Source organism: Caulobacter sp. FV2ps19, from assembly GCF_058681035.1.
Genome location: NZ_CM178729.1, coordinates 4,063,118 through 4,088,154, shown reverse-complemented (window position 1 = coordinate 4,088,154; position 25,037 = coordinate 4,063,118). Strand labels below are relative to the sequence as shown.

Here is a 25,037-nt window from a genome sequence, read left to right as displayed (position 1 = left end):
CCCTGATGGCCCCTGACGCCACGCCCTGGCGAGCGTCAGGGCGCGTCAACGCCTTGCTGAGGTGGAATCTGTGTCCGCCCTGGCATTGCGGAGCAGCCTTGGCGCTGGTAGCGATGCGCCAAGGCGGCGGTTTTTTCGCCGATTTCGGGTATGTCGTATGCCTCCGGCCAAGAAGACCAAATCCAGCAGCGCCCTGTTCTGGGACCTCCTGACCTTCGATCGACTCGTGACGGGGCCGGTGATTCACCTGATCTACTGGGCCGGCCTCGGGGTCGTGGCCCTGTTCGGCTTCTCCGTCGTCGGGGCGGCTGTCGGCCTGGCCCTGAAGGAGCCGGGCATGGGCTCGCTGCTGCTGGCCTTCCCGGTGCTGATCGCCGGCCTGCTGGTCGCCGGGGCCATGGTGCTGCTGTGGCGCGCCTTCTGCGAATTCTATGTGGCGATCTTCCGGATCAGCGAAGATCTGCGCGCGCTGCGCCAGACCAGCGACGCCGACCACGCCGCTGTGTCGCGGACGCGTAAGCCCAAGGAAGACTGACCGCAGGAAGTCCTGTCATGGCCCACGTCCTGATCATTCACGAGGTCGCCGACTATCAGGCCTGGAAGAGGGTGTTCGACGAGGCCGCGCGGATTCGGCGGGAGGCGGGCGAGCGCAGCTTCCAGGTTCTGAAATTCGCGAGCGACGCCAACCGCATCGTCCATTTCTCGACGTGGACCTCGCATGACGAGGCTCGGCGTTTCTTTGAGTCTGCCGAACTGGTCGAGATCCGTCGGATCGCCGGCGTGAAGGCGCCGGAGTTTCTCTATCTGGACGAACTGGACGCGGGCGTCCTCTAACGCCCGCCGGCCGCCGTGCGGCGCAAGCCCAACTCGTCCAGCGCCGCGTTTTCCAGCTGGCCGGCCTTCTTGAGCTGGGCGATCTTGGCGGCCTCGGCGACATGCTCGTATTTCTTCAGGGCCTCGAAGGCCAGAGACAGCGCGTCGCGGGCGCCCTGTTCCTCGATCTGGGTTTGTTCAATCTGAACCAGCATTTCGGCCCGACGGCGCTTGGAGCCTTCGCGGTAGCCGATCATGTACCAGCCGGCCTCGGCCGAGCCTTCAGCCTGCCTGGCCTCGGCCTCGGCCTCGGCGTCCAGCATCATCACCCGCATCTCGGCGGCCATGCGCTTTTCGACGATGTCGGCCAGCCGCTTTTGCAGGGTCTCGACCTCATGGTTCGAGATGCGGATCAGGGAGGCGGCCCACTTGGTCATCCGTGGTCACTTTCAAGAATACTGGCCAGGTGTCCGAAGGAGTCGTCGAGGCTGGTGGCCTCATCCTTGTCCTGGCTGAGAAACTCTTCGATCGCCGGGTTGAGGCGGATGGCGCGATCGACGATCGGATCGGCGCCGGTGCGGTAGGCGCCGATGCGGATCAATTCTTCCATGTTGGCGTAGGCCGCCATCACCTGGCGGGCCCCTTTGACGATTTCGCGCTCGTGCTCGTACTGGCAGCCGGGCATGGTCCGGCTGATGGATTTCAGCACATTGATCGCCGGGAAGCGGCCCCGCTCGGCGATGGCGCGCTCCATCACGATGTGGCCGTCCAGAATACCGCGGGTGGCGTCGGCGATCGGCTCGTTATGGTCGTCGCCATCGACCAGCACGGTGAACAGGGCGGTGATCGGCGCAGCCGTGGTGCCGTCAGCGCGGATCGGCCCCGGGCCGGCGCGCTCCAGCAGCTTGGGCAGTTCGGTGAAGACGGTGGGCGTATAACCCTTGGTGGTCGGCGGCTCGCCGGCGGCCAGACCGATCTCGCGCTGGGCCATGGCGAAGCGGGTGACCGAGTCCATCAGGCACAGCACTTCCTGGTCCTGATCACGCAGATACTCGCAGATCGCCAGGGTCATGTAGGCGGCCTGGCGGCGGGTCAGGGCCGGCTCGTCCGAGGTGGCGACCACGACGATGGCGCGCTTGAGGCCTTCCTCGCCCAGGGTCTCCTCGATGAACTCGCGCACCTCGCGGCCCCGTTCGCCGATCAGGCCGACCACGACGGCGTCGCAGGTGGCTTCCTTGGCCAGCATCGACAGCAGCACCGACTTGCCGACGCCCGAGCCGGCGAAGATGCCCAGGCGCTGGCCCCGGCAGGTGGTGGTGAAGACGTTCATCGACCGCACGCCCAGGTCGATGCGCTCGCCCACCCGGCCGCGCGCATGAGCGGGGGGCGGCGGGGTCTTCAGCGGATAGGGAACCTCGCCCTGCGGCAACGGACCTAGCCCGTCGATCGGCTCGCCGAAGGCGTTGATGATCCGGCCCAGCCAGGCCTTGGTCGGGCGCACGGCGGCGCCTTCGGGCATGATGCGGATCTCGGCGCCGGGGGCCACGCCCTCGACGGGGCCGAACGGCATCAGCAGGGCGCGGGTTTCACGGAAGCCCACAACCTCGGCCGGCAGGACCGGCAGACCCAGCCGGTCGATCTCGACCCGGGCCCCGACCGCCAGACGCGTCAGACCGCCGCGAGCCTCGATCAGGAGGCCATTCACGGCGGCGACGCGACCGGAGATGGTCAGCGGGTCGATACGTTCTATGGCGGCGATCAGGCTACGCAAATCGGTTCTCGGCAGTGAGGCTGCATCCTCGACCGACAGCGTTAACCAGGCGTGAAATTAGCGATGTGTTAGGGGCAGGTTGGCAGTGAAAAACGCCGTAACCGCTGCGTTGAAGGTGCGGTGGAACGCCGCACGATCGAAGCCGGCGGCGCTGGCGCAGATCTCGGGGTTGGTGGCTCGGCCCTGGTCGTTGCAGGGCGCCAGGAAGTCGAAGTGTCCGGCGTTGGGGACCACATGATATTCCGGGGGGCGGGGCAGGGCCGCTTTCACCGCCGAGGCGTATTCGGGATCGGGCAGGATCTCATCCTCGGCAGCCCGCCACAGCTGCACCGGCATGGTGATCTTGCTCATGTCTCTGAAGGTGTATCCCAGGGCTGGAGCGGCCGAGACGACGGCCTTGATGCGCGGGTCATGGGTCCAGGTTGGCAGTACGGCGCTCATCGGCAGCGGATGGGCGGCGCTCAGCTTGCAGTCGAAGACGTCGGGGTGAGCCCGGCAATGGGACGCCACACGCGACAGGTCCGGCTTGCCGCCCGCCGCCGCCAGCACCGTGAAGCCGCCCGATGAGAAGCCAAACGCGCCCACGCTCTGCGGATCGATGGCCGCCTTCATCGGCGAGCTGGCCAGCATGTAGTCGATCAGCACCGACAGCTGCCGGGGACGGTTGGCCATGTCGGTGGCCTTGCTCTGATCCATATAGTTGTCGCCGGTGTGGGTCAGGGCGGCGACGACGAAGCCGGCCTGGGCCAGGGCCTGGGCGGTGTCGGCATGACCGCCGAAGAAGCCGCCATTGCCGTGCGACATGACGACCAGCGGCAGGTGATCGCCCACCAGCGGCGCGCCGGGAGCCACCGTCTGGTCGCCGATGCCCAGGGCCATGGGCTTGGACGCCGCTTCGGTCGGATACCAGACGCCCACCGTGATCGGGGCGCCTTGCGGGTCGGGGACCGAGACGACCGTAAAGCCGGCGTTGGCGGCCAGCGCAGGAGAAACGCCAAGGCTGGCGGCCAGGGCGAGGGCGGAGATGGAAAAGCGAAACGACATGAGAACCTCGAAGGTTGCGAGACCTCGCTGATGCGGCGACGAGCCGGCGGTCGCCAGCCCGATTGCGCGAATGGGCCAACGGGTTCGCGACTGGGCGAACGGTCGCTATAAGTCGGGCCATGATCGCTGAAGCTTCGAAACCGCCGCTGATGGGGACCGCCCGCGACTGGGCAATGGACCTCGCGGTCGCCGTGGCGATCGGCCTTTTGCTGGGATTGATGGGGCCGTTTGGCAGCTACTTCAACGGCGGGCCGGGGCTGCGGATCGCCTATTGGATCGGCAGCATCGTCTGCGGGATGGTGGTGTTCGGCTGTCTGACCCGACTGTTGATCGCTTCGGCCCCCAAGATCCGTGCGCCGGACTGGGCCGTGGTCGCGGCCGTCATCCTGCTGGGCAGTTTGATCCAGGGCGCGCTGTCGCGTTGGGTGGCTGTCGCGCTCTGGCCCGAGCTGGAGGGGATCGTTGGGGTTCTGGCCTGGTACGGCCAATGCGTGGCGATATCGACGCCGATCGTGATCGCCTACTATCTGCTGCGCGTGCGCACGCCGGCGCGCGCCGGCTCGCGGCGCTCGCCCCTGCCGCCCAAGGTCGCGGTCGCCGAGCCGCTGGGTGTGGGCCAGGTGCTGTGCCTGCGCATGGAAGACCACTATGTCCGTATTTACACCGTCGCCGGATCTCGATTGGTGGCGGGGCCCTTCGAGCGCGTGATAGCGGGCCTGGGAGATATGGAAGGGATGCGCGTTCATCGCTCCTGGTGGGTGGCGCGCGCCGCTGTGATCGGCGTTGAGGTCGACGGCCGCAATCTCAAGCTCCGGCTTTCGAACGATCTGCGGGCCCCGGTGTCTCGGGCCTCGGTGGCCAGGCTTCGTCAGGTCGGCTGGCTGGCGGCCGACGCCTGACCTTTGCTTCGCGACGCGTTGTCGCGGTTGGCGCGCCTGAAGGCGGAAGCGTTCTCGAAAATCCTAGCGACAGAACGCCGCAATGGCGCCGAAGCGGTCGCGATGGGGGCGCTGGATCTTTGGAGCAGGCTTGACGGCGAGAACGCCGAAGGGGCTGGCCCCAGGCCCAATTCGCGCGGGATGGGAATCCCTTTTCGGGGCTCAAACAAGCATCCCCGAACAAATTTCGCCGCGACTCAGCGACCGCTTGCACCCGATTCGCAAATCAGATTAACCATTCAGCCAACGGGATCATTCACCATTAACCAGTCTTAAATTAACTCGGCTGCACAGTGCAGCCAGGGTTAATCAGGCGGCTTCCGCCAGGACGTCGAATAACGCCACGAAGTGGCGTGGAGGGGCTCATGCGCGTACTGTTGATCGAGGATGACAGCGCAACAGCGCAGACCATCGAATTGATGCTGAAGTCTGAAGGCTTCAACGTCTATACGACGGATCTCGGCGAAGAAGGCGTCGATCTCGGTAAGATCTATGACTACGATCTGATTCTGCTGGACCTCAATCTGCCTGACATGAGCGGCTTGGATGTTCTGCGCACCCTGCGGGTGGGCAAGGTGAATACGCCGATCATGATCCTGTCCGGTTCTTCGGAAATCGACACGAAGGTGAAAACCTTCTCCGGCGGCGCCGACGACTACATGACCAAGCCCTTCCACAAGGACGAAATGATCGCCCGCATCCATGCGGTGGTCCGTCGTTCGAAGGGTCATGCTCAGTCGGTCATCAAGACCGGCGACATCGTGGTCAATCTCGACGCCAAGACGGTCGAAGTGAACAACAACCGCGTTCACCTGACCGGCAAGGAATATCAGATGCTGGAGCTGCTCTCCCTGCGCAAGGGCACGACCCTGACCAAGGAGATGTTCCTCAACCACCTGTATGGCGGCATGGACGAGCCGGAACTGAAGATCATCGACGTCTTCATCTGCAAGCTGCGCAAGAAGCTGGCGGCCTCGGCCCAGGGCAAGCACCATATCGAGACGGTCTGGGGCCGCGGCTATGTGCTGCGCGATCCGAACGAGCAAATCGCCGCCGCCTGATCTGTGCGAGGCGACTCTTCAGAACAAGGACAGACGCTCGCCCCCAAAGGCGGGCGTTTTTCTTTTGAATCATGGGTTTGGCCCTTGTTGGGCGCCAACTCGTCAACCCTGGCCGTGACAAATGGACCGAAGCATCGAATAGTGCTTGCCGGGGGCGGGGGCTCCCGCCATCTTGCGGCCCGACGATTGCTGGGGGGCTTCTCAGCCGTGTCATTTTGACCTTACGCGGCATCGACACCGATGGGGGACCGATGCAGGAATTTGATCCGCGACGCCCGACTCTGCGTCTGGCGCCCCGGCTGTTTACGGCCATCGCCGGCTTGGCTGCTCTGGGCCTGGGCTGGAAACTGACGGCCAACGACGTCCCGACCCCCGTGAAGGCCGCGCTGGATCCGGCCGCCCTGATCGCCCTGCAGCATGTGGCCTTTGCTCGCGCCGAGGCTCAGCCGGGCTTTGATCGCCCGCAAAGCATTCCCGTCAAGGTCCGCCCCGGCGAGACCCTCGAAGGCGCCGTGGAGCGGGCCGGTGTTGCGCCGGAAGAGGCGCGCCAGGTCGTCGCCACGCTTCAGGGCGCGATCGACACCGTCAATATCAAGGCCGGCATGGCCTTCGAGGCGGCCATCGCCCAGCGTCGCGGCAATGGCGTCGGGCGGGGCGGCCCGGCCCGCCTGATCGGCCTGTCGATGCGCACCAGCCCGTCCTCGACCCTGACCGTCTCTCGCACCTTCGATGGCGCGATGAAGCTGCGCGAACTTGAGGAAGTCGTTCACGACGAGACCAAGGTCGCGTGCGGTGAAATGAACGGCTCGTTCTACGAGAGTGTCGCCGGCATCGGCGGCACCCCGGCGGTGATCAGCGAGGCGGCCAAGCTGTTCTCGCACAAGATCGACTTCTCTCGCGATATCCACGAGGGCGACAAGTTCTGTCTGATCTTTGACCGCAAGGTCACTGAAAGCGGTCGCACCGTTCAGGCCGGTGATCTTGAATATGCCGAGGTCAAGGGGCAGCGCTTCTACGCCTTCGACCGTGACGGCAAGACCCAGTTCTTTGATGAGCTGGGCAAGAACATCAAAGGCTTCCTGCTGCGCACGCCGGTCGACGGCGCTCGCATCACCTCGACCTTCGGGACCCGCAAGCACCCGGTCCTGGGCTATACCCGCGCCCACAAGGGGGTCGACTTCGGAGCCGGCACCGGCACCCCGATCCTGGCCGCCGGCGATGGCGTGGTGCTGGAAGCCCGCCGGTGGAGCGGCTACGGCAACTGGCTGCGCATCCGGCACTCAGGCCAGTGGGACACCGGATACGCCCACATCTCGCGCTACGCCCCGGGCATCAAGCCCGGGACGCGCGTCCATCAGGGGCAGGTCGTGGCCTATGTCGGCTCGACGGGCCTGGCGACCGGCCCCCACCTGCATTACGAAGTCTGGCTGAACGGTCAGCGGGTCAATCCGATCGGGGCCAAGGTTCCCCAGGGCACGATCCTGGGCGGCAGAGACCTGGCGGCCTTCAAGTCCAAGAAGTCGCGGATCGACCGGATGCTCGCCGACGGCGGCTCCGTCACGACCAGCCCGGACACCCCCAAGCTGGCCCTGGCCGATCTGAAGACCCAGGATGCGCCCAAGCTGCGATAGCCGCGGCATCGCATCGACGTGTTGACCCAGATCATTCGCGGCGACGAAATGATCGGTCATGATCGCGCCATCGCGGGGGCGGCCATGGCCACCGTTAATCCAGACCTTCGAAGGCAGCCTCATGACCGGTCCAGCCAAGCCCCGCGCCAATCCTGCCCTTCGGCTGGCGCTGATCCGCCGGATCCATAGCTGGGTGGGCCTGTTCATCGCGCCCAGCATCCTGCTGTTCGCGGTGACGGGCGCCTACCAGCTCTACGGCCTGCACGAAGCGCACGGCGCCTATCAACCCGCCCCGCTGGTCGAGAAGCTGGGCCGGGTTCACATGAAGCAGACCTTCCAGCTGAAGCCCAAGCGCGCCGCCCAGCCGGCCAAGCCCGAAGGCCCCAGCGCCGCCGCACCAGCCAAGCCCGAAGCCAAGCCCAAGATTTCGCTGACCCTGCTCAAGGCCCTCTTCCTGGTGGTCGCCATCGGGCTTGCGGTTTCAACCCTGCTGGGCGTGTGGATGGCCCTGGCCTATGGCCGCGACAAGCGGATCGGCTGGATCCTGCTGGCGGCGGGCGCCGTTCTGCCGATCCTTTTTCTCGCCCTCTAGGCCGACGGCTCCATCACCGCCGGCCCGGCCATCAGCGGGTCGGTGAACGAGTCCGCGCCGCTCTCCAGCCGTCCGGCGAACCGGCGCAGATAATCGGCCTGGCCCTCGATCCGCGCCGAAAGATCATACCAGCCGCCCGTCGAGGCCAATGACCAGACGCGTTTGGCGCTCTGGCCGGGCTTGAGCGCCACGGTCCAGGCGGGCCCCGCTGGCTGAGGCGTGACGGTCATGCGCCGCGCCGTCGGCCCGTCATTGCGCACGGTCAGGGTCAGGGACCGCGTCTTCAGGTCGCTGGCGACCACGATCGTGGGCTCCTGCAGCGACGCGCCCCCAACCAGATGACGATGGAAGCCGTTGGGACCCAGGATCCACAGATCATGCCGGCCGGCGGGCCAGACATCGTTCAGGCTCTTGCCCGGCTCGACGGTGTAGCGTCGCGGCGGCTGGTCCAGCCTCAGGCGATCATAGACATGCAGCACCGCCGCGGCCCGGCCGGAATTGGCGAAGGTCAGGGCGACGGCGCCGTCGCGTTGGCTCTCGGCCACCTCAAGGCTGTAGGGCAGGGCCCGCGACAGGCGAGGTCCGGCCGCCTGGACGGGGACCAGCGGCAGGGGCGGGGTCGGCGGGGTGGTCCGGCCGGGCAGGGCGGCGGCGCGGCGGGCTTCTTCCAGCGTGGCGGGCAGGTCGCCGACAAAGGGCTTGGTGTTGGGGGTCTTGAAGTCGAACGCCGTCGTCAGGTCGCCGCACACCGCGCGCCGCCAGGGCGAGATATTGGGCTCCTGGACGCCGAACCGCTCTTCCAGGAACCGGACCACCGAGGTGTGGTCGAACACCTGGCTGTTGACCCAGCCGCCCCGGCTCCAGGGCGAGATCACGTACAGCGGCACCCGGGGGCCCAGGCCATAGGGGCGGCCCATCAGGGTGTCGCGCTCGGCCTCGGCCTCGGTGGGATTGCGCACCAGGTGATATTCGCCGGTCGTGTCGACCGTGGAGCCGCCCAGCACGGCGCCGGGCCGGGCCGGATCGTGCGACGGCGGGGCCGGCGGCGGGACGTGGTCGAAGAAGCCGTCGTTCTCGTCGAACATCAGCAACAGGGCGGTGCGGGCCCAGACCTTGGGATTGGCGGTCAGGGCGTCCAGAACCCGGGCGGTGTAGTCGGCGCCCTGGGCGGGGCTGGAGGGGCCGGGATGTTCGGAATCGGCGGCGGGCGCGACCAGATAGGACACCTGCGGCAGGGTCCCGTTCAGGACATCCTCGCGCAGGCCGTCCAGCTTGCGGGTCGACAGGCCCAGGGCCGCCAGGCGCGGGTCCGAACCCGGCTTGCCGTCAAAGCTGTCGCGGAAGCTCTGGAACCCGGCCATGGGGTTGTCGGTGAAGTTGTCGGCCATGTCCTGATAGACGCGCCAGGTCACCCCGGCGGCGGTCAGGCGCTCGGCATAGGTGCTCCAGCGATAGCCGTCCTTGGCCCCGCCCTCGCTGGCGAAATTGTCGTGCGAGTTGGAGATCGACGGCCCGCCGTGCGTGCCGGCCGGATCGTTGGTGGCGCTCCACAGGAACAGCCGGTTGGTGTTGGTGCCGGTCTGGGTGGCGCAGTGATAGGCGTCGCAGAGGGTGAAGGCGTCGGCCAGGGCGTACTGGAAGGGGATATCCTCGCGCTGGAAATAGCCCATGGCGTGGGCGCCCTTGCTTTCGGGCCAGCGGTCCATGCGGCCCTGGTCCCAGGCGGTCTGGGCGTCGGACCAGCTGTGCGGCGTGCCCTCCACCCGCATATGGGCGAAGGTCTGGACGGTGTTGAGCGGGAAGGGCGAGATCAGCGGCGGCCCCCCGGCTTTTTCGGCGCCGGCTGCACCGGCATTGGCCTGGGTCCACACCGTCTTGCCGGTCCGGCCCGGGACGTCGGCGACCGGGATCGGGAAGCGGTCGGCAAAGCCCCGAACGCCGTTCAGGGCTCCGAAATAGTGATCGAACGAGCGGTTCTCCTGCATCAGGATCACCACGTGCTCGACGTCTTCCAGGGTCCCGCGCCGCACGTCGGCGTCGATGCTCATGGCGCGGGCGATGGCGGGATGGGCGGCGAGGGCTCCGGCGGCCGAAAGAAGCAGGTGGCGGCGGTCGATCTGGCTCACGGAAACCTCAATTCATACGCTTTGATGACGGCTCTATAGGCGCCGGACGTGGCGCCGGCGTGACGGTGGCGCGCCTAATCGACCCCCGCCACGGCCAGCAGGGCGGCCAGGCCCACCTGCATGCCCTTGAGGCTTTCGCTCTTCTCGACGTCGATCCATTCGTCCAGGGCGTGGGCGCGGCCGCCCTTGCCGCCCGAGCCGATGGTCACGGCGGGGACGCCCAGGCTCATGGGAAGGTTGGAGTCGGTGGACGAGGCGTCGTGCTGCGGCGTGAAGCCCAGGGCCGAGATCGCCGCAGCGGTCAGGCCCACGATCGCGGCGTCGGGCGGGGTGGCGCCGGCCGGCCGCTCGCCGATCACCTTGGGATCATAGGTGATCTTGCCAAACCGGGTCGAGCGGGCGGCGTTCTCGCTCGCCACGGCGGCGTCGAGAATGCCCAGCAGGGTCTTGTCCAGCCTGGCCAGTTCCTCGGCGCTCTCCGAGCGCATGTCGAACTCCATGAACACCGCGTTGGGGATCGAATTGACCGAGGTGCCGCCGCCGGTGACGCTGGCCGAATAGGTGGTCTTGGGATCGCTGGGGGGCTGGACCGCGTACAGATCGACCACGCTCCTGGCCATGGCCGCCATCGGATTGACGGCGCCAAACGCCCCGTAGCTGTGGCCGCCCGGGCCCTTGAAGGTGACGTGATAGCGCTTGGAGCCCGTGCCGCGATCGACGATGCGCGAGGCGTCCGACCCGTCCATCGAGAAGAAGGCGCTGATCCGGCCCTTATAGGGGCCCTTGTTGAACAGGAAGCGCACGCCGCGCAGGTCGCCGGGCCCTTCCTCGCCCACATTGCCGACGACCAGGATGTCGCTTTTGGTCTTGAGGCCGGCCGCGTCCATGGCCCGCAGATAGGCCAGCAGGGTGGCCAGGGAGCGGGTGTCGTCGCCGACGCCCGGGGCCATCAGCCGGGTCCCCTCGCGCTTGACCGTCACGTCCGTGCCTTCGGGGAAGACGGTGTCGAGATGGGCGGCGATGACCACGAACGGGCCCTTGCCCTTGGTCGCCGTGCCGGCCCGCACGCCCATCACATTGCCCTCGGCGTCCATGGTCACGTCCGACAGGCCGTGGGCCTGCAGCATGGCCATATAGGCCTTGGCCCGCGCCGCTTCCTTGAAGGGCGGGGCGGGGATTTCGGTCAGGGTGACGATGTCGGCCACCGTGCGATCGAAATCGGCGTCCAGCTTGGCGGCCGCCGCCTTGAAGGCCGCCGAGTCGACCAGTTCACGCACCACTTGCGCAGGATCGGCCTTGGAGCGGGCCATGGCCGGCGCGGCGATCAGCACCGCCCCGAAGGCGATCACCGAGGTGGAGCGGGCAAGCGTACTGAACATGCGACAAGAATCCCTGACTGGCTGCGCGGCAGCCTAGGCGGGGCGCCGGGCGGTGTCATCTCAGGGCGGTTACGCAGATACGGGTTCGCAACCTCGCCGGTTTTTCCGGCAAGGGCGCCCCTGAAAACTCGGGGAGGCGGCGGAGCGTCCGGGCCAGGCCCGGATGAGGATAGAAGGAGTACCGTTTCGGCCGTGGCCGGAGCGCTCCGCGTAGCCGTTATTCGGGAGCATCGCCGGGATTGGCGGGGTGTTAATCCGCTCCGGTAGCTAGGCCCCCGGCGGGCGGAAGGGACAGCGACCCTTCCGGACCGCGCGGGCGATTTCAGCCCGCGCCTGGCGCGCATCACCGGGCGTCGGCGAAGGGTGTTCCCGGCGGTCCGGGCCTGGCCTCAACACGGGACGGTCCTCGAGGGGTGTCCACGCTCCGCCAGACCCCGCCGGGCCTTCGACGACGGCCGACGGGCGCTACCCGCTCGACCGCCCCCACCCCCCGTCAGGTCGCCAGCTGGACGGCCTCCCCAGGGGCGGGGCGAGAAGAAGTATGCGGGCGTTTTGGAGGGTGATGCGTCGATTTTCCATCGTGACGCTGGCTCGGGCGGTTAGGGCGTTGAAATTGTTGGGTGCGAGGGGCGTGAATGCCCGTGCGGGCACGGGGACATGCGGGCTGGCAGCGTGTCTGACTAGCGCCACTATCGGACCTTGGGGCAGCTCCAGAAACAAGACATTCAGGCGCTCAGGCCTGTGATGTGGTCGAGCGTTGGATGCCACGTGGAATAGAACCGTGGCCAAGGCCAGAACCGGGGGATGCGAAGATCAACGGAGCGGTGGCGGCCAGCAGTGCAGGGGTAATAGTGATCACAGTGCCGCTCCGAGCGGGCGGTCGTAGCGACCGTCGACGGCATCGGTTAGCAAGCGTTTATAGGCTGCGGTGCGTTCGTCCAACACTCGCTGACGCATGGCGTAAGCCCGGCGGCAGCCGGGGGTGTCAGCCTCGATCCTGAGCTTGACCACGCCGCGTACGGCCGGTGCCTGATGGTGCGCCGGCAACGGGGACATCAGGCAGTTGGCGAAGCGCTCAAGTAGGTACTCGCGGCCATTGGTCATCTGCTCGGCGATCTGCATCAGCAGGCGCGACAGGGCTGAGACCTCGTCCTCGTCGCGGATGCTGTAAAGCACGCCGAAGTCGATCGGGAACATCGGCTCGGCGTCGAGGGCTGCGGACTCGTAGAGCCAAGGCTCGAACACTAGGGCGCCGATCTTCTCAAGTAGGCGTACTCGCTCCCAAAGCGCCGTCCATCCCGCAGTCGATCGATAGGGCTGTGTCCAGGCGCCGCCGGCGTGCAACAGTTCACCGAGCTCCACCGCCCACAGGGAGAAGATGCCGGCCTCGGCTATCTTGCGCGCGCTGCATTCGTCCTCGCTCACGGCCTTGTGCAGGTTAGACAGAGGGACGCCATAGGCGGCGTCGATCTGCAGCAGGCCATAGAGATCGATCAGCATGCGTGCCAGGAGCGGGTCGCCAGTCTCGCGGACCCGGCGCAGGACCGAGGCCTCGCCGGCGAAACCGGTGACGAGCTGCACGGGTAGGAAGATGGGATCTTCGTCGTCTTCGACGCTTGGCAGGCGATATTGCGGGGTAAGGCGCGAGACGCCCTCCACGCGCTCGACCAGGCCAGCGGCAATCAATTCCTCAAGCGCGATCCTAGCGCGTGGCTTGCCCAAGCCCGCATGCTGGTCGCAGGCGCTCACCGACCATTTTGTCGTGCGGTTGTCACTGCCCGTTCCGGCCAGCAGCACTAGGAAGGCGACATAGAGGTTCAAGCGGTTGCGCGTCTCGATCGTGTGGAGTCTGGCCCAGGATTCGCGGCCCAGCACGAAGAAACGGCTACCGCGCCCCTTGCCGCGCAACGCCTTGTCCTCGTCGATCGTAGGGTCTTCGGCCATCCGGGCTCCCGCAATCGCACTTCTTCGACGATCGCATGGTCTGTATTTAGCACGGGTTCTTGACCCCATCAAGGGTATCAAGGTAATCATAGGGCATCAAAAAATACCAGACCACGTCAAGGTGATTAATGAAAAGCCGTAACGTGTCGTCGGAGTCGCGTATTCGCATATCTCGGAGAGGCGATCGCCTGGGTGTGGCAAGCGCCCCTAGGTGTGATCAAGCCTTTGTGCACCTTGGCTTTTCGAGCCGGATCGCCCTATATTTTGATCATGAAGGTCACATCACCCGAGACCATAGAAGCGCTGAAGCAAGCCCGCGGCGAACAGTCGTGGGACGAGTTCATCGCCAAGGCTCCCCGGACCCGCGACGGGGCGATCGTGATTCCCCGCCCCAAGGCACCGTCTTCTTCGACGAAGACTGCCAAGCGTGGTATCTTTCTCTTCGGTTCACGCGCCTCCGCCCGTTGAGGGCTAGGTCGTGACGTTCAGTTACAACCTAGTCCTGGCGCTGTTCCTACTTGCGCCAGGCTTCGCGTTCGTGGCTGCAGTATACGCGATCGGCCGCTCCGCCATTCACGAGGCCAGCCCGCCGCCGCCTAACTCGATTATGGCCCTGGCTATGGTCACCGGCGGTGCCCTTCTGGCCCACACTGTTGCGGCGCTCTTCTTCCTCGGCTGCCACGTTGTTGCAGGCTGGACCGGTTTGTGGTGGCCGACCGCCGATCCAAACCCCTACTACCTTGCCTCGCGGCTGGCCGGTGCGGACGGCTTGGCAACCTCCAGCGCCTTCGCCTGGATCCTTAGCTTGCTATCCTCTTTGAGCCTGGCGACCTACTGCTTCACCCGATGGGTCATGGACAGCCCACTTGGCCGCAGCGACCTCGTCGGCGCGGCGCTCTATGGCTGGTTCTGGCAGATCGAGAAAAGCCGCGGTGCCTATGCTTATGTCCTAACCCAGTTCGAGAGCGACCACGGCGCGGTCGGCTATCAGGGGGCCCTGGAGTCCGTGACGCTCGATGCAGACAAGCAGGTCTCTTCCTTGGTCCTCGCCGACGCCGAGCTGTTCAGCATTAAAGTCGAGGAGGCTGGGCGGGTTGTGCGAACGCCTACGCCGCGCGCCGACAACAAACTCAGGGTTCTGCTGACCCGGGCAGAGATCCGCAACATCGCCTATACCCCGATCGTCTATGAGGACGACATAGAGCAAAGCGAGTTAGAGGCGGGGGAATCCGCAGGCTCGGAGCTCTCCGATCCTGTTGTCGGTGAAGGGACGGACTGACCGTCTGGCGCGACGCGGCCAGCTTTGGGTGCGGCAGGCCGCAGCCGAGACTCGCGGCCGACCTCAGGCGAGAGATCTGGCGTTCAGGTTGGCCTTGAGGCGCACAATGCTGGCGGAAGCCGCTTAGAGGGCTCGATCGTAACAGTGAAGCTCGATCTCTACGACTATGTCGGTATCACCCAATACATCGCCGGCCTGTTCACCGCGCCGGTCGATGTGGTCGACCGCGAGGGCCTGAAGGCCCATGTGCGGCCGTCGGCCGAACGCGACGCGGTCTATGCCTTCGGGTTACGTTGATGGCGCTCCATCCGGCCAAGGTGTAACCTCTCACCCTCCCACCGCTTCGCGGTGGGCCCCTCCCTCTCTCAAAGAGAGAGTTCAAGGGGGCGCCGCCACCCCCCCCCTCAATCAAACACGATCACCGAGCGCGCCAGTTCGCCGCGCTTGAGCTCATCAAACGCCGAGTTGACCTCTTCCAGCGTGATGCGGCGCGAGATCAGGGCGTCGAGGTTGAGTTTGCCGCTCATGTAGAAATCCACCAGCCGGGGCATGTCGACCGGGAAGCGGTTGGAGCCCATGAAGCTGCCCTGGATGCGCTTTTCGCCCAGGAAGTCCGAGCCGCTCAGTTCGATCTTCACGCCCACCGGGATCATTCCGATGATGTTGGCCGTGCCGCCCCGGCGCAGCATCTTGAAGGCCTGCTCGGCGGTGGCCTTCAGGCCGATGGCCTCGAAGCTGTGATGCACGCCGCCGCCGGTCAGCTCCTGCACCTGTTTGACCGCGTCGCCGTCGGCGGCGTTGATCAGGTCGGTGGCGCCGAAGATTTTCGCCAGCTCCAGCTTGGCCGGGATGCGGTCGATGGCGATGATCCGGCCGGCCCCGGCGATGGCCGCGCCGTTGATGGCGGCCAGGCCCACGCCGCCGCAGCCGATCACGGCCACGGTCTCGCCGGGCCGGACATTGGAGGTGTGGGTCACGGCGCCGACCCCGGTCATCACCGAACAGCCGATCAGGGCGGCGCGGTCGAACGGCATGTCCTTGCGGATGGCGACGACGGCGTGCTCGTGCACCAGCATCATCTCGGCGAACGATGACAGGTTGAGGAACTGGGCCATCTTCGTGTCGCCGGCTCCCGAGAGGTCCTCGCGGAACAGGCGCGGTTCATCGGTCTTGGAGCGTCGGGTTTCCGAGCTGATGCACAGGTTCAGGTGGCCGGTCAGGCACACCTCGCAGTGGCCGCAATAGGGATTGAGGCAGGTGATGACGTGGTCGCCGACCTTGACGGTGCGCACTTCGGAGCCCACCGCCTCGACGATCCCGGCGCTCTCATGGCCCAGCACGGCGGGCAGGGGGTGGGGGTAGGAGCCTTCGACGAAGTGCAGGTCGGAATGGCAGACGCCGGCGGCCTTGGTGCGGATCAGCACCTCGCGCGGGCCGGGCTTGGCGATGGACACGGTTTCGATCTGGAGGGGTTGGCCCACCTCGCGCAGCACGGCCGCCTTCATTCGCAGTCACTCCCTTGATTTAGGGCGAGACTATCGTCCCCTCGCGGGCGAGCGGAAGGGGTTATTCGAACAAATGTTCGGATTGTCGGGCGGCGGGGCGCCTCAGGCGGCGATGGCGTCCGGGCGCTCGGGGATGATGCAGCCCACCGCCAGCAGAATCGTCATGCCGGTGTCGGAGGTGATCACGGCCGAGACCAGCGGCGAGTTCTCTTCGCCCATCGACGGCGGGGGACTGATCTGGTCGGCGGGGACGGTGAAGCTGTCGCAGACCGCGTCGACCAGCAGGCCGGCGACATCGTCGCCGCTTTCGATGACGATGATCACCTGACGCGGACCGTCTTCGGCCACGCCCTTGCCCAGGCGGGCCGACAGGTCGATGACCGGCATGACCTGGCCGCGCAGATTGATCACGCCGCGCACATAGGGCGGGGCGTCGGGCAGTTGGGTCGGCGGCGTGACGCCCCGGATCTCGCGCACCGAGTTGACCGGCACGCAATAGGTCTGGGTTCCAACCTCGAACGACAGGACCTGAAGGGCTTCGCCCGCCGTGTACGCCACGTTGGTGGTCATGAGTGTCTCCGCTGGCCGACCGATCCGACGAACAAGCTTGTCCGGCAGGTCCTCGGACCGTGGCGGAAAAGAGTGAATAAACCGGCGCCATCGGCGCGCCGCGATCCTGTTCAGCTACGGTTCAGCCAGGCGGCGCGAGACTGATCTCACGGTATCAAAAAGGGTCCGCCGCCGGCGGATGGATACGAAAGGGAGGGTCAGATGGCCCGCAAGATCGTCACTGTGACAGGCCGTGTGGCCGCCGGCCTGGCCGCGTTCTCGATGGTCGCCGCCGCCGCCGGCGCCGCTTCGGCCGACCCGCGCGGGCGCTATGATCGCCATCATCACCGGGGCAACAATGGCGCCGAAACCGCCATCGTGGCCGGCGTCCTGGGTCTGGCGATCGGCGCCGCCATCGCCAGCGGCAATCACGACAACGGCCGCTATGACCGGTCTGACCGCAGCTATGGCTACGGCTATGCCCCGCCGCCGCCGCCCCCGCCCCGCTACTATGGCCGGCGCTATAGCGAGGATTGCTGGACCACCCGCGACTATGATCGCCGCAGTGGCGTGGTCTATGAGCGCACCGTCTGTCGCTAGGTTGCCCCGAGCGCGAGCGTAAAAGTCTTTTTAGGACAAGGCTTTATATGGCGGGTGCGTTGAGCGTGGGTGGGCTTTGCTTACGCACGCGAGCCCGCTGAAGCCTAGGACCGCCGCCGCAGCCGGTTTGTGAGAGAAGCTCCGAAGCGCCCGCTTCGGGGCTTTTTCGCGCCGCCAAGATTTCGCTTGTCGATTCGAACAAAAAGAGAACATTGTAGGCGTCAGTCTCAGGAGCGCCTGTCATGTCCTTCGCCACGATCCCGTCCGCCGATCCTCGCGCGCCGCTTTCGGGCGCCCTGATCCAGCGCGGGGATTACGGGCGGACCGAGGATCGCCTGGAGATCGCGGAGGCTGTTCTGGCCGGCGCCTGGCGCACCCTGAGGGCCGCCGGTTTTCACGAAGCCGAGGTTCAGGCGCTGTTCGACCAGATCGCGGATCGACCCGAAGACCTGGCCCGGCGACTGCGGAAAATGGCCAATGCCGGCGGCGACGCGACGGTCTGAAACCCCTGCGACATTTCCGCGCATCCCGCGCTGAAGATCTTCGGAAGGGTTAGGATTCGCCATCGCCCGCCGCGCCGTCCCCCCCCCCCCCCCCCCACCCCACCACTGACGGCGGGAGCGCCGCGAGGCCTCTCCGCCGCGTCCCTCCGCCCGGCGGAGGAGCCTCGATGGGCGAGCGGGGAGAGCGGGGTCTTCTAGAACGAGCGGCTGATCAGGCTGCGCAGGCCCTGGGCCTTTTGCGGCAGGTCGGCGGCGAGACGGCTGGCCAGTTCGCGGACGCCGGCGGGATAGACCTCGCCGCCGGCGACGATCTCGGCGGCCAGGGCGGCCATGTCCATCATGCCGCGATCAAGACGCTCGGCCTCTTCGCGCGCCAGGGTGCGGGCCTCGGCCTGCAGGCGCTTGACGCGCTGGGCGGTGCTCTCGGGGCCGCGGCCCAGATCATAGATCTCGGACGTGGGGGCGATGTGAAGGCCGGCGTCGCGCGCCGGCGAGGATATCAGTGTCAGAGGTTTGCTAGCCATGGATCAAGGCTCCTTGAATGAGACCGGTCTAGCCGGCCGCGATTGAGACAAGCCACGATCAGCCTGTGCGTTCCGGGCGATGATGCGAACCTGGCCAGGCGTGGCGCGAAGGCCACAGCCGACGGATCGTCTCACGGACCGGAACAGCATCAACTTTGCGTGGCGAAAACCGGTGCGTGTTGCGGCATCGGCGGGACAGGGGTCGGCGCGGCGGCGACGGGCGCCGGACGCTGGAACTTCAGGCTGCGGCCCTGGAACTCGGCGCCGGATTCCATCGCCAGCTGCTCGTGGGTGATGTCGCCTTCGATGCGCGCGGTGCCGTACAGGCGCACGCCCTGGGCGGTGACACAGCCCAGGACATGGCCATGGATCTCGATCACCAGGGCGGTGACCGACCCCTCGACGCGGCTGTTGGGGCCCAGGATCAGCTTGCCGACCCGAATGTCGCCCAGCACCTTGCAGTCCAGATGCAGCTCGCCGTCGCCGACCACGTCGCCCTTGATGGTCAGGCCCTGGGCGATCATCGAGGCGGGCTTGGGACGCGGCGCCGGCGCGGGGGCAGGGGCCGCGACCGGCGCGCGCGCCGGTTCCATCACCTGCAAGGCGACGGGTGCGGCGGTGTCTTTCTTCTTGGCGAACATTGGCGTGGACCCCTGTCTCGAAATGGCTCTTCGAGCTGTACAGGAGCAAGTCAGGCGCCAAACGCCGGTTTGGGGGCTATTTCGGGTCGACCACGTGGGTCGTGGGCCGGTCGTCGCCTTGCGACAGCTCTTCACGCCAGCGGCCCTTCGCGTCTTCATAGACGATGCCGGTGGTCTCGCCGGCCACCTGCTGCTCGCCCGCCGCGCGCTTGGCCGCGCGCAGGGCCAGATCATGGCTCGTGAAGGTCTCGGAGAACACGTCGCCCAGCTTGTAGGCCCAGCCGCCGTCGTGTTCGACGATGGTGTAGGTGATGTCGGTCATGGTCGGGACTTTCTGCAAGGGCTGGCGGAACAGGCGGGGGATCAACGGACCGCCATACAGCAAGGTTCCAGACGCCGTGTCTTGTCTGGATCTGCGCAAGCGAGGACAATAGGGCGATGCTGTACCTGGTCCTGAAGGCCGCCCTGTCGGGCATGATCATCGCCGCGATCTCGGAGATCGCCCGCAAGTCGCCCGGCTTCGGGGCCCTGGTGGCGTCGCTGCCGCTGATCTCGATCCTTGGCATGATCTGGCTGTGGCGCGACACCCGCGACATCGTGCGGATGGCCAGCCATGTCGAGGCCACCTTCTGGTACGTCCTGCCGTCCCTGCCGATGTTCCTGGTCATCCCGGCCCTGCTGCGCCGCGGCCTCGGCTTCTGGCCGGCCCTGGGGGCGGGGTGTCTGCTGACCATCGGGCTTTATGGGGCGATGATGGCGGTGGGGCCGAGGTTTGGGGTGAAGATTTAGGGGTCTCCTATTCCGTTCTTCCCGGCATTTACGCCCCCGAGCGACCCGAGAAGGCCCGCGCCGGGATCAGTCCGGTCGGCTCCGTGGGTAGCCACCGTCACCGTCGTTCACCGCTGGGAGATGGCGTTTCGCCGATAGCCCATTGGCGGCTCTGTGGCGCAGCTCTAGGGGCTGAGGCGTTCATTGAGGTTTTCATGCGTCCAGTCATCACCGCCGCCGCCCTGTCCTGCGTCATCCTTGGCCTGGGTTCCGCCACACTCGCCCAGGCCCAATCCGCACCCAGGCTCGACCTCGACGCGGCCCTCGCGTCTATCGATCCGAGCGGCGCGGGCTGTGTCGCCGGCGTAGCCCTGGCCGGCGCGCCGCCGGTGATCGTGGCGCGCGGTCAGGCGGATCTGGAGTACGCCGCGCCCCTGACCCCGGCGACGATCATCGAGACCGGGTCTCTGGCCAAGCAGTTCACCGCCGCCGCCGTCGTGCTGCTGGTCCAGGACGGCAAGCTCAGCCTCGACGACGACATCCGCCGCTTCCTGCCCGAGATGCCGGACTACGGCGCGCCGATCACGATTCGGCATCTGTTGAACCACACCAGCGGCCTGCGCGAGCAGTGGAGCCTGATGGCCCTGACCGGCAACGGTCCCGGCGCCCAGGTCCACACCAACGCCATGATCCTGGATCTGGTCTCGCGCCAGAAGGGGCTCAACTTCGCGCCCGGCGCAGAGTTCCTCTACACCAACACCAACTATGTCCTGGCGGCGACGATCGTCGAACGGGTCAGCGGGACCAGCCTGCAGGCCTTCACCCGCCAGCGCCTGTTCCAGCCGCTGGGCATGGGACACACGCAGTGGCGCGAGGACTTTCGCACCGTCGTGCCTGGGCGGGCCAGCGCTTACGCGACGACCGACGCGGGCTTCGTCGCCAACATGCCGTTCACCAGCGTCTATGGGAACGGCGGCCTGCTGACCACGGTCGGCGACCTGATGACGTGGAACGCCTTCCTGGACAGGCCCTCGTCCTTGCCCGGCGGCCCGTCCCTGGTAGCGGCCTTGCAGACTCCCGGCCGGTTGAGCAGCGGCGCGCCGCTGGACTATGGCCTGGGCCTGGAAATCACCCGCGACCACGGCCGCCGGCTGGTATCGCACAGCGGTTCGACAGCCGGCTACAAGACCTGGCTGGGACGCTATCCCGACGAGGGCGTCTCCATCGCCGTGATGTGCAACAATGGCGGCATCGACCCCGTGGCGTTGGGCGAGCGGATTGCCGAGCAGGCCCTGCTTGCCGCCGGCCACGCTCCGGCTCAGGCCGCCGTCTCCGCGCCCAGAGCCGTCGCGGCGGCGCAGGCCCCCAGGGACCTCACGCCCTATCAGGGTTTGTTCCGCGATCCTGTCCGCGGCGATCTGGTGCGGCTGGCGGCGGTCGGCGGGCAGCTGACCCTGACGCGCGGCGGGTCGCAGGCCCTGACGCCGCTGGGTGGGAACCGCTTCCAGTCCGCCGACGGCGGCGTCATCGCCTTCACCCGCAAGGGCGTCGGCGCGGCCGCGTTCAGCCTGACGAGGGCCGGGGAGGCCCAGACCTTTGTCGCCGTGCGCCCCGCCGCCACCGACGCGGCCGCCCTGGCCGACTATGTCGGGACCTATTACAGCGCCGAACTCGACACCTTGATCACCGTGGCCCGGCAAGGCGACGCCCTGGTCATGCGCCAGCGCTTCGCGGTCGAGTGGCCGCTGGCGCCCAGCTTCGCCGACGCCTTCACCACCCGCCTGCGCGGCGTGACCACCTTCGTCTTCGCCCGTGACGCCGAGGGCAAGGTCACAGGCTTCGGCGCCTGGGCCGGCGGCGCGCGGAACGTCGTTTTCGTCCGGCGATGAGGGGGCCTCGAGTCACCCTTCTCTAGCCTTAGCGATGTCCGCTCGCGGGACAACGATCGAACGTCCGGTTTCAGGCGGTAGTCTGATTTCCGTTTCCGACCCTGAGCGGACGGTTGAAAGGTCCGCTTTCCCTTCGGCTCTGGACCAGGTCACCAAAAACCTTGTCATCCCGGCCGTAGCGCAGCGGAGCGCCGGGACCCAGGGGCCACCGCAGCGCGCCGGCTACGGCCTGCTGCCTTAAACGTCGCTCGACTCTATCTTATGTGATCAGGAGCTTGCGGATATCGCCCTATACCAAGAGCCAGCGCAGTGCGGCTGCCCTGGGTCCCGGCGCTTCGCTGCGCTACGGCCGGGATGACAAGAGTGTGTTGCTGGTGGGGCTTTTGCTTTCAGCCCGCTCCCCACCCCGAAGAGACTCTCGCAAGGTCCGCTGTCGGCACGGAGAGCCAAAGGAATAAGGCGAGCCGGCCAGCTGATGGCTGGCTCCCCCCCCCAAACCTCGACGCCAAAGCAAAACGCCCGCCTCTTGCGAGGCGGGCGTTCGGCATTGGCTGGGCTGGATCGGCGGCGGGAGCCGCCGCCGCCCTCGCGTTATCCGCCCTCAGGCCACCTTCACCCGCGCCGCTGACTCCGGCAAATCCACCCCGAACGCCCGCTGGAAGAACTCGGCCACTGTGGGGCGTTCAAGTTCGTCGCACTTGTTGAGGAAGGTCAGGCGGAACGACAGGGCGATGTCGTGGTCGAAGATCTCGGCGTTCTGGGCCCAGGTGATCACGGTGCGCGGGCTCATGACGGTGGAGATGTCGCCGTTCATGAAGGCGTTGCGGGTCATGTCGGCCACGCGGACCATGGCCGAGATCGTGCGCTTGCCCTCGACGGTGTCATAGCCGGGGTTCTTGGCCAGCACGATGGCGGCTTCGGCGTCGTGCTCCAGATAGTTGAGCGTCGTGACGATGCTCCAGCGGTCCATCTGGCCCTGATTGATCTGCTGGGTGCCGTGATAGAGGCCCGTCGTGTCGCCCAGACCGATGGTGTTGGTCGTCGAGAACAGTCGGAAATAGGGATTGGCGCGGATGACGCGGTTCTGGTCCAGCAGGGTCAGCTTGCCGCCGGCCTCGAGCACGCGCTGGATCACGAACATCACGTCGGGGCGGCCGGCGTCATATTCGTCGAACACCAGGGCGATCGGGCGCTGCAGCGACCAGGGCAGGATGCCTTCGCGGAATTCGGTGACCTGCTTGCCTTCCTTCAGGACGATGGCGTCCTTGCCGATCAGGTCGATGCGGCTGATGTGGCTGTCGAGGTTCACGCGGACCAGCGGCCAGTTCAGGCGCGCGGCGATCTGCTCGATATGGGTCGACTTGCCGGTGCCGTGATAGCCCTGGACCATCACCCGGCGGTCATTGGCGAAGCCGGCGCAGATGGCCTTGGTGGTCTGCGGGTCGAACCGGTAGGCCGGATCGATATCCGGCACGTGGCTGTCGCGATGGCTGAAGGCCGGAACCTTCATGTCGCTGTCGACGCCGAACGCGTCGCGGAGCGTCACCCACTTGTCGGGGACCAGGGTGATCAGGGGATCGGCGGCGGAGCTGGTTTCGGCGAACTCGGGCATGGCTACCCGATTAGCCTCTTGACCTAGGGGAGGGGAAGAGGGCACCGCGTCGCGACGCCCTCTCCGGATCATTTTTTAGCGACCGGCGATGATCACCGAGGCGATCAGGCCGCTGGCGACCGCCACCATCAGGTAGCGGTCGTCGACGCGCTGCCAGCGATAGCCGCGCGGCGGGGCGCGCAGGCCGTGGCGGTGATAGTCCTGAACATAGTAGCGGTTGTCGCGATAACGCGCGTCCAGGCGCTGGCCCTTGGACCATTGGCGATAGTCGCGACGGTCGTCGCGGCGGTCGTGCCGACGATCATCCCGGCGGTCATGACGGTTGTCATAGCGGTTCTGTTCGTAACGGTGGTCATCGCGACGGTCGTCGTAGCGTTGACCCGCGGCGTTGGCTGCGGTGCCGGCCAGCAGCGACAGGGCGAGGGCGGTAATGGCAAGACGCTTCATGGCGGTCTCCTTTTCGATGACCCCACCTTATTGAGGCCGATGTGGCCCGGGCATGAACGGCCATCGTCAGCTATCGTTCATGTTGGGGGGCGGTTGCAGACCGCGTTCACACAGGGCGATGCTCTTGCCGCCACGCGGCCAACGGCCGCCCTTGTGCGTTAGGACGGCATGAAACTCTTGTTCAACCTTGATCTTCGCCGTGATCTGCGAGGCCTGTGGGGGATCGCGCGGCGTGAGATGGGCGCGACCGCGGCGCTGCTGATCCTGACCCTGGGCGGCCTGGCCTTCCTGTCGATCGCCGACGAGGTGGCCGAGGGCGAGACCCACGCCATGGATCTGGCGATCCTCGACGCCCTGCGGGCGCCGGGCCATCCGCATGACCTGATCGGGCCCGACTGGCTGCATATTGCAGCGATCGACGTCACGTCTTTGGGGTCATTGGCCGTGCTGGGCCTGCTGATCCTGTTGGCCTTTGGGCTGCTGGCCTGTCTGCGGCGCTGGGGCGAGGGCGTCCTGCTGCTGGTCGGGGCCGGCGGGGGTCTGGCGATCAGCCAGGGCCTGAAGGTGGTGTTTGGCCGGGAGCGACCGGACCTGGACTATCGCGCGGTGGAGGCGGTCAACGCCAGCTTTCCCAGCGGCCACGCCATGATGTCGGCGGTGGTGTTCCTGACCCTGGGGGGCCTGGCCGCGCGCTTCGCGCCGCAAAAGCGCCTGAAGGCCCTGGCCCTGGGGGCGGCGGTGTTTCTGTCGCTGCTGGTTGGCCTCAGCCGGATCTATCTGGGCGTCCACTGGGCCAGCGACGTGCTGGCCGGCTGGTGCGTGGGCGCGGCCTGGGCCATGGCCTGCTGGCTTGCGGCGGTCGTCTGGACGCGCTGGGGGCGACGCCGAACGGCGCCGTGCGCCGGATCAGACTGACAGGATCAGGCGACCTTGGTCTTGGGACGCCACGCCAGTTCAGCCGAGGTCCAGACCGCGCCGGCCGCGTCCAGCAGGCCGATGGCCAGCCAGACCTTGGGCAGGCAGCCGCTGAACACCAGGGCGCTGAGCGCGACCGGCGAGGCCAGGCGCAGGACCACCGAGGCGCGCATATAGGTGCGGGCGCCGGTCCAGCCCGCCACGTGATAGGCCACCGAATAGGCGATCAGCATCAGGCCAAAGCCCCGCGCCCAGGGCTCGGCGCTGGGATCCAGCGGAAACCTCAGCAGGTGGGCGGTGTGATGGGGCGCGACCGCGAAGGCGGCGCCCGCCGCCGAGTTCAGATTGCCCCAGAACCAGATGCTCCACGGCTTGCCGAAGGGCGTTGGCGTCACCGGCGTGGGAGCGCTCATCAGGCTGGGCTCCGAATCGCGGTCGGTCATGGTGCAACTGTCCCTCGCACCCGTCCCCGCGAGCGCGGGCGGAGCATGGCGTCAGCCGGGCCA

At 66.9% G+C, this 25,037-nt stretch carries 28 protein-coding genes; 14 read left to right on the top strand and 14 right to left on the bottom strand.

The window, feature by feature from the left end:
* The first annotated feature begins 157 nt into the window (after positions 1–157).
* Positions 158–535 carry a DUF4282 domain-containing protein gene (locus ACW18B_RS19415; RefSeq protein WP_492048637.1) on the top strand — a complete coding sequence of 126 codons (378 nt, stop codon included), beginning with the start codon at positions 158–160 and terminating at the stop codon, positions 533–535.
* A 17-nt stretch (positions 536–552) separates the two neighbouring features.
* Complete coding sequence (locus ACW18B_RS19410; RefSeq protein WP_492048636.1) at positions 553–834, top strand: antibiotic biosynthesis monooxygenase; 282 nt, start codon at positions 553–555, stop codon at positions 832–834.
* On the opposite strand, the gene ACW18B_RS19405 is transcribed toward ACW18B_RS19410, so the two are convergent.
* Genes ACW18B_RS19405 through ACW18B_RS19395 form a run of 3 tightly spaced genes read right to left on the bottom strand, consistent with a single transcriptional unit; the run spans position 831 to position 3,628 of the window.
* Positions 831–1,250 carry a flagellar export protein FliJ gene (locus tag ACW18B_RS19405; RefSeq protein ID WP_492048635.1) on the bottom strand — a complete coding sequence of 140 codons (420 nt, stop codon included), beginning with the start codon at positions 1,248–1,250 and terminating at the stop codon, positions 831–833. The genes ACW18B_RS19410 and ACW18B_RS19405 overlap by 4 nt on opposite strands.
* Positions 1,247–2,584 (bottom strand): flagellar protein export ATPase FliI, encoded by a 1,338-nt coding sequence (gene fliI, locus ACW18B_RS19400; RefSeq protein WP_492048634.1) that lies wholly within the window; start codon positions 2,582–2,584, stop codon positions 1,247–1,249. Before fliI ends, ACW18B_RS19405 begins: the two co-directional genes overlap by 4 nt.
* A gap of 57 nt (positions 2,585–2,641) precedes the next feature.
* Positions 2,642–3,628 carry an alpha/beta hydrolase family protein gene (locus ACW18B_RS19395; protein WP_492048633.1) on the bottom strand — a complete coding sequence of 329 codons (987 nt, stop codon included), beginning with the start codon at positions 3,626–3,628 and terminating at the stop codon, positions 2,642–2,644.
* Positions 3,629–3,747: 119 nt separating this feature from the next.
* Here ACW18B_RS19395 and ACW18B_RS19390 point away from each other — a divergent pair, with 119 nt between their 5' ends.
* The 4 genes from ACW18B_RS19390 to ACW18B_RS19375 all read left to right on the top strand — a co-directional run bounded on the left by ACW18B_RS19390 (position 3,748) and on the right by ACW18B_RS19375 (position 7,850).
* Positions 3,748–4,527 carry a LytTR family DNA-binding domain-containing protein gene (locus ACW18B_RS19390; protein ID WP_492048632.1) on the top strand — a complete coding sequence of 260 codons (780 nt, stop codon included), beginning with the start codon at positions 3,748–3,750 and terminating at the stop codon, positions 4,525–4,527.
* Positions 4,528–4,931: 404 nt separating this feature from the next.
* On the top strand, positions 4,932–5,627 hold the full coding sequence (gene ctrA, locus ACW18B_RS19385; protein ID WP_492048631.1) for a response regulator transcription factor CtrA: 696 nt from the start codon (positions 4,932–4,934) through the stop codon (positions 5,625–5,627).
* A 251-nt stretch (positions 5,628–5,878) separates the two neighbouring features.
* Entirely contained in the window at positions 5,879–7,258 is a 1,380-nt protein-coding gene (locus ACW18B_RS19380; protein ID WP_492048630.1) for a M23 family metallopeptidase, read from the top strand.
* A 121-nt stretch (positions 7,259–7,379) separates the two neighbouring features.
* Complete coding sequence (locus ACW18B_RS19375) at positions 7,380–7,850, top strand: hypothetical protein (protein ID WP_492048629.1); 471 nt, start codon at positions 7,380–7,382, stop codon at positions 7,848–7,850.
* Here the strand turns inward: ACW18B_RS19375 and ACW18B_RS19370 are convergent.
* The 3 genes from ACW18B_RS19370 to ACW18B_RS19360 form a co-directional block, all read right to left on the bottom strand.
* Positions 7,847–9,976, bottom strand: a complete 2,130-nt coding sequence (locus tag ACW18B_RS19370; RefSeq protein WP_492048628.1) for a phosphocholine-specific phospholipase C — start codon at positions 9,974–9,976, stop codon at positions 7,847–7,849. The genes ACW18B_RS19375 and ACW18B_RS19370 overlap by 4 nt on opposite strands.
* Positions 9,977–10,050: 74 nt before the next feature.
* Positions 10,051–11,355 carry a M20/M25/M40 family metallo-hydrolase gene (locus ACW18B_RS19365; RefSeq protein WP_492048627.1) on the bottom strand — a complete coding sequence of 435 codons (1,305 nt, stop codon included), beginning with the start codon at positions 11,353–11,355 and terminating at the stop codon, positions 10,051–10,053.
* Positions 11,356–12,210: 855 nt separating this feature from the next.
* Positions 12,211–13,299, bottom strand: coding sequence for a hypothetical protein (locus tag ACW18B_RS19360; protein WP_492048626.1), 1,089 nt, complete (start codon positions 13,297–13,299; stop codon positions 12,211–12,213).
* 213 nt (positions 13,300–13,512) lie between these two features.
* Here ACW18B_RS19360 and ACW18B_RS19355 point away from each other — a divergent pair, with 213 nt between their 5' ends.
* From ACW18B_RS19355 to ACW18B_RS19345, 3 genes are all read left to right on the top strand, one after another.
* Complete coding sequence (locus tag ACW18B_RS19355; protein ID WP_492048625.1) at positions 13,513–13,767, top strand: hypothetical protein; 255 nt, start codon at positions 13,513–13,515, stop codon at positions 13,765–13,767.
* Between the two features lie 10 nt (positions 13,768–13,777).
* Positions 13,778–14,578: a hypothetical protein gene (locus tag ACW18B_RS19350; protein ID WP_492048624.1), complete on the top strand. Its 801-nt coding sequence runs from the start codon at positions 13,778–13,780 to the stop codon at positions 14,576–14,578.
* Positions 14,579–14,722: 144 nt separating this feature from the next.
* Positions 14,723–14,875 (top strand): hypothetical protein, encoded by a 153-nt coding sequence (locus tag ACW18B_RS19345; protein ID WP_492048623.1) that lies wholly within the window; start codon positions 14,723–14,725, stop codon positions 14,873–14,875.
* A 107-nt stretch (positions 14,876–14,982) separates the two neighbouring features.
* Here the strand turns inward: ACW18B_RS19345 and ACW18B_RS19340 are convergent, their stop codons facing one another.
* Together ACW18B_RS19340 and ACW18B_RS19335 are read right to left on the bottom strand one after the other, a co-directional pair.
* A complete protein-coding gene (locus ACW18B_RS19340; protein WP_492048622.1) occupies positions 14,983–16,083 on the bottom strand; it encodes a Zn-dependent alcohol dehydrogenase in 1,101 nt (366 codons plus the stop codon).
* Between the two features lie 102 nt (positions 16,084–16,185).
* On the bottom strand, positions 16,186–16,653 hold the full coding sequence (locus ACW18B_RS19335) for a chemotaxis protein CheW (protein ID WP_492048621.1): 468 nt from the start codon (positions 16,651–16,653) through the stop codon (positions 16,186–16,188).
* Between the two features lie 201 nt (positions 16,654–16,854).
* On the opposite strand from ACW18B_RS19335, the gene ACW18B_RS19330 reads away from it, so the two are divergent.
* Both ACW18B_RS19330 and ACW18B_RS19325 read left to right on the top strand, forming a co-directional pair.
* Positions 16,855–17,232: a hypothetical protein gene (locus ACW18B_RS19330; RefSeq protein WP_492048620.1), complete on the top strand. Its 378-nt coding sequence runs from the start codon at positions 16,855–16,857 to the stop codon at positions 17,230–17,232.
* A 242-nt stretch (positions 17,233–17,474) separates the two neighbouring features.
* Positions 17,475–17,735, top strand: a complete 261-nt coding sequence (locus ACW18B_RS19325; RefSeq protein ID WP_492048619.1) for a hypothetical protein — start codon at positions 17,475–17,477, stop codon at positions 17,733–17,735.
* A 194-nt stretch (positions 17,736–17,929) separates the two neighbouring features.
* Here the strand turns inward: ACW18B_RS19325 and ACW18B_RS19320 are convergent, their stop codons facing one another.
* From ACW18B_RS19320 to ACW18B_RS19310, 3 genes are all read right to left on the bottom strand, one after another.
* On the bottom strand, positions 17,930–18,259 hold the full coding sequence (locus tag ACW18B_RS19320; RefSeq protein WP_492048618.1) for a hypothetical protein: 330 nt from the start codon (positions 18,257–18,259) through the stop codon (positions 17,930–17,932).
* 149 nt (positions 18,260–18,408) lie between these two features.
* The gene (locus ACW18B_RS19315) at positions 18,409–18,900 is read right to left on the bottom strand and encodes a bactofilin family protein (RefSeq protein ID WP_492048617.1); all 492 of its coding nucleotides are present in this window, start codon (positions 18,898–18,900) and stop codon (positions 18,409–18,411) included.
* 76 nt (positions 18,901–18,976) lie between these two features.
* A complete protein-coding gene (locus ACW18B_RS19310) occupies positions 18,977–19,222 on the bottom strand; it encodes a DUF2188 domain-containing protein (protein WP_492048616.1) in 246 nt (81 codons plus the stop codon).
* Between the two features lie 116 nt (positions 19,223–19,338).
* On the opposite strand from ACW18B_RS19310, the gene ACW18B_RS19305 reads away from it, so the two are divergent.
* Together ACW18B_RS19305 and ACW18B_RS19300 are read left to right on the top strand one after the other, a co-directional pair.
* A complete protein-coding gene (locus ACW18B_RS19305; RefSeq protein ID WP_492048615.1) occupies positions 19,339–19,689 on the top strand; it encodes a DUF3147 family protein in 351 nt (116 codons plus the stop codon).
* Positions 19,690–19,883: 194 nt separating this feature from the next.
* Positions 19,884–21,557, top strand: coding sequence for a serine hydrolase (locus tag ACW18B_RS19300; RefSeq protein WP_492048614.1), 1,674 nt, complete (start codon positions 19,884–19,886; stop codon positions 21,555–21,557).
* Between the two features lie 601 nt (positions 21,558–22,158).
* Here the strand turns inward: ACW18B_RS19300 and cobS are convergent.
* Together cobS and ACW18B_RS19290 are read right to left on the bottom strand one after the other, a co-directional pair.
* Positions 22,159–23,169, bottom strand: a complete 1,011-nt coding sequence (gene cobS / locus ACW18B_RS19295) for a cobaltochelatase subunit CobS (RefSeq protein ID WP_492048613.1) — start codon at positions 23,167–23,169, stop codon at positions 22,159–22,161.
* A gap of 75 nt (positions 23,170–23,244) precedes the next feature.
* Positions 23,245–23,616, bottom strand: coding sequence for an RcnB family protein (locus ACW18B_RS19290; RefSeq protein WP_492048612.1), 372 nt, complete (start codon positions 23,614–23,616; stop codon positions 23,245–23,247).
* A gap of 168 nt (positions 23,617–23,784) precedes the next feature.
* Between ACW18B_RS19290 and ACW18B_RS19285 the strand changes: the two genes are divergently transcribed.
* Entirely contained in the window at positions 23,785–24,531 is a 747-nt protein-coding gene (locus ACW18B_RS19285) for a phosphatase PAP2 family protein (RefSeq protein WP_492048611.1), read from the top strand.
* Positions 24,532–24,536: 5 nt separating this feature from the next.
* On the opposite strand, the gene ACW18B_RS19280 is transcribed toward ACW18B_RS19285, so the two are convergent.
* Positions 24,537–24,974, bottom strand: a complete 438-nt coding sequence (locus ACW18B_RS19280; protein WP_492048610.1) for a hypothetical protein — start codon at positions 24,972–24,974, stop codon at positions 24,537–24,539.
* Between the last annotated feature and the right edge of the window lie 63 nt (positions 24,975–25,037).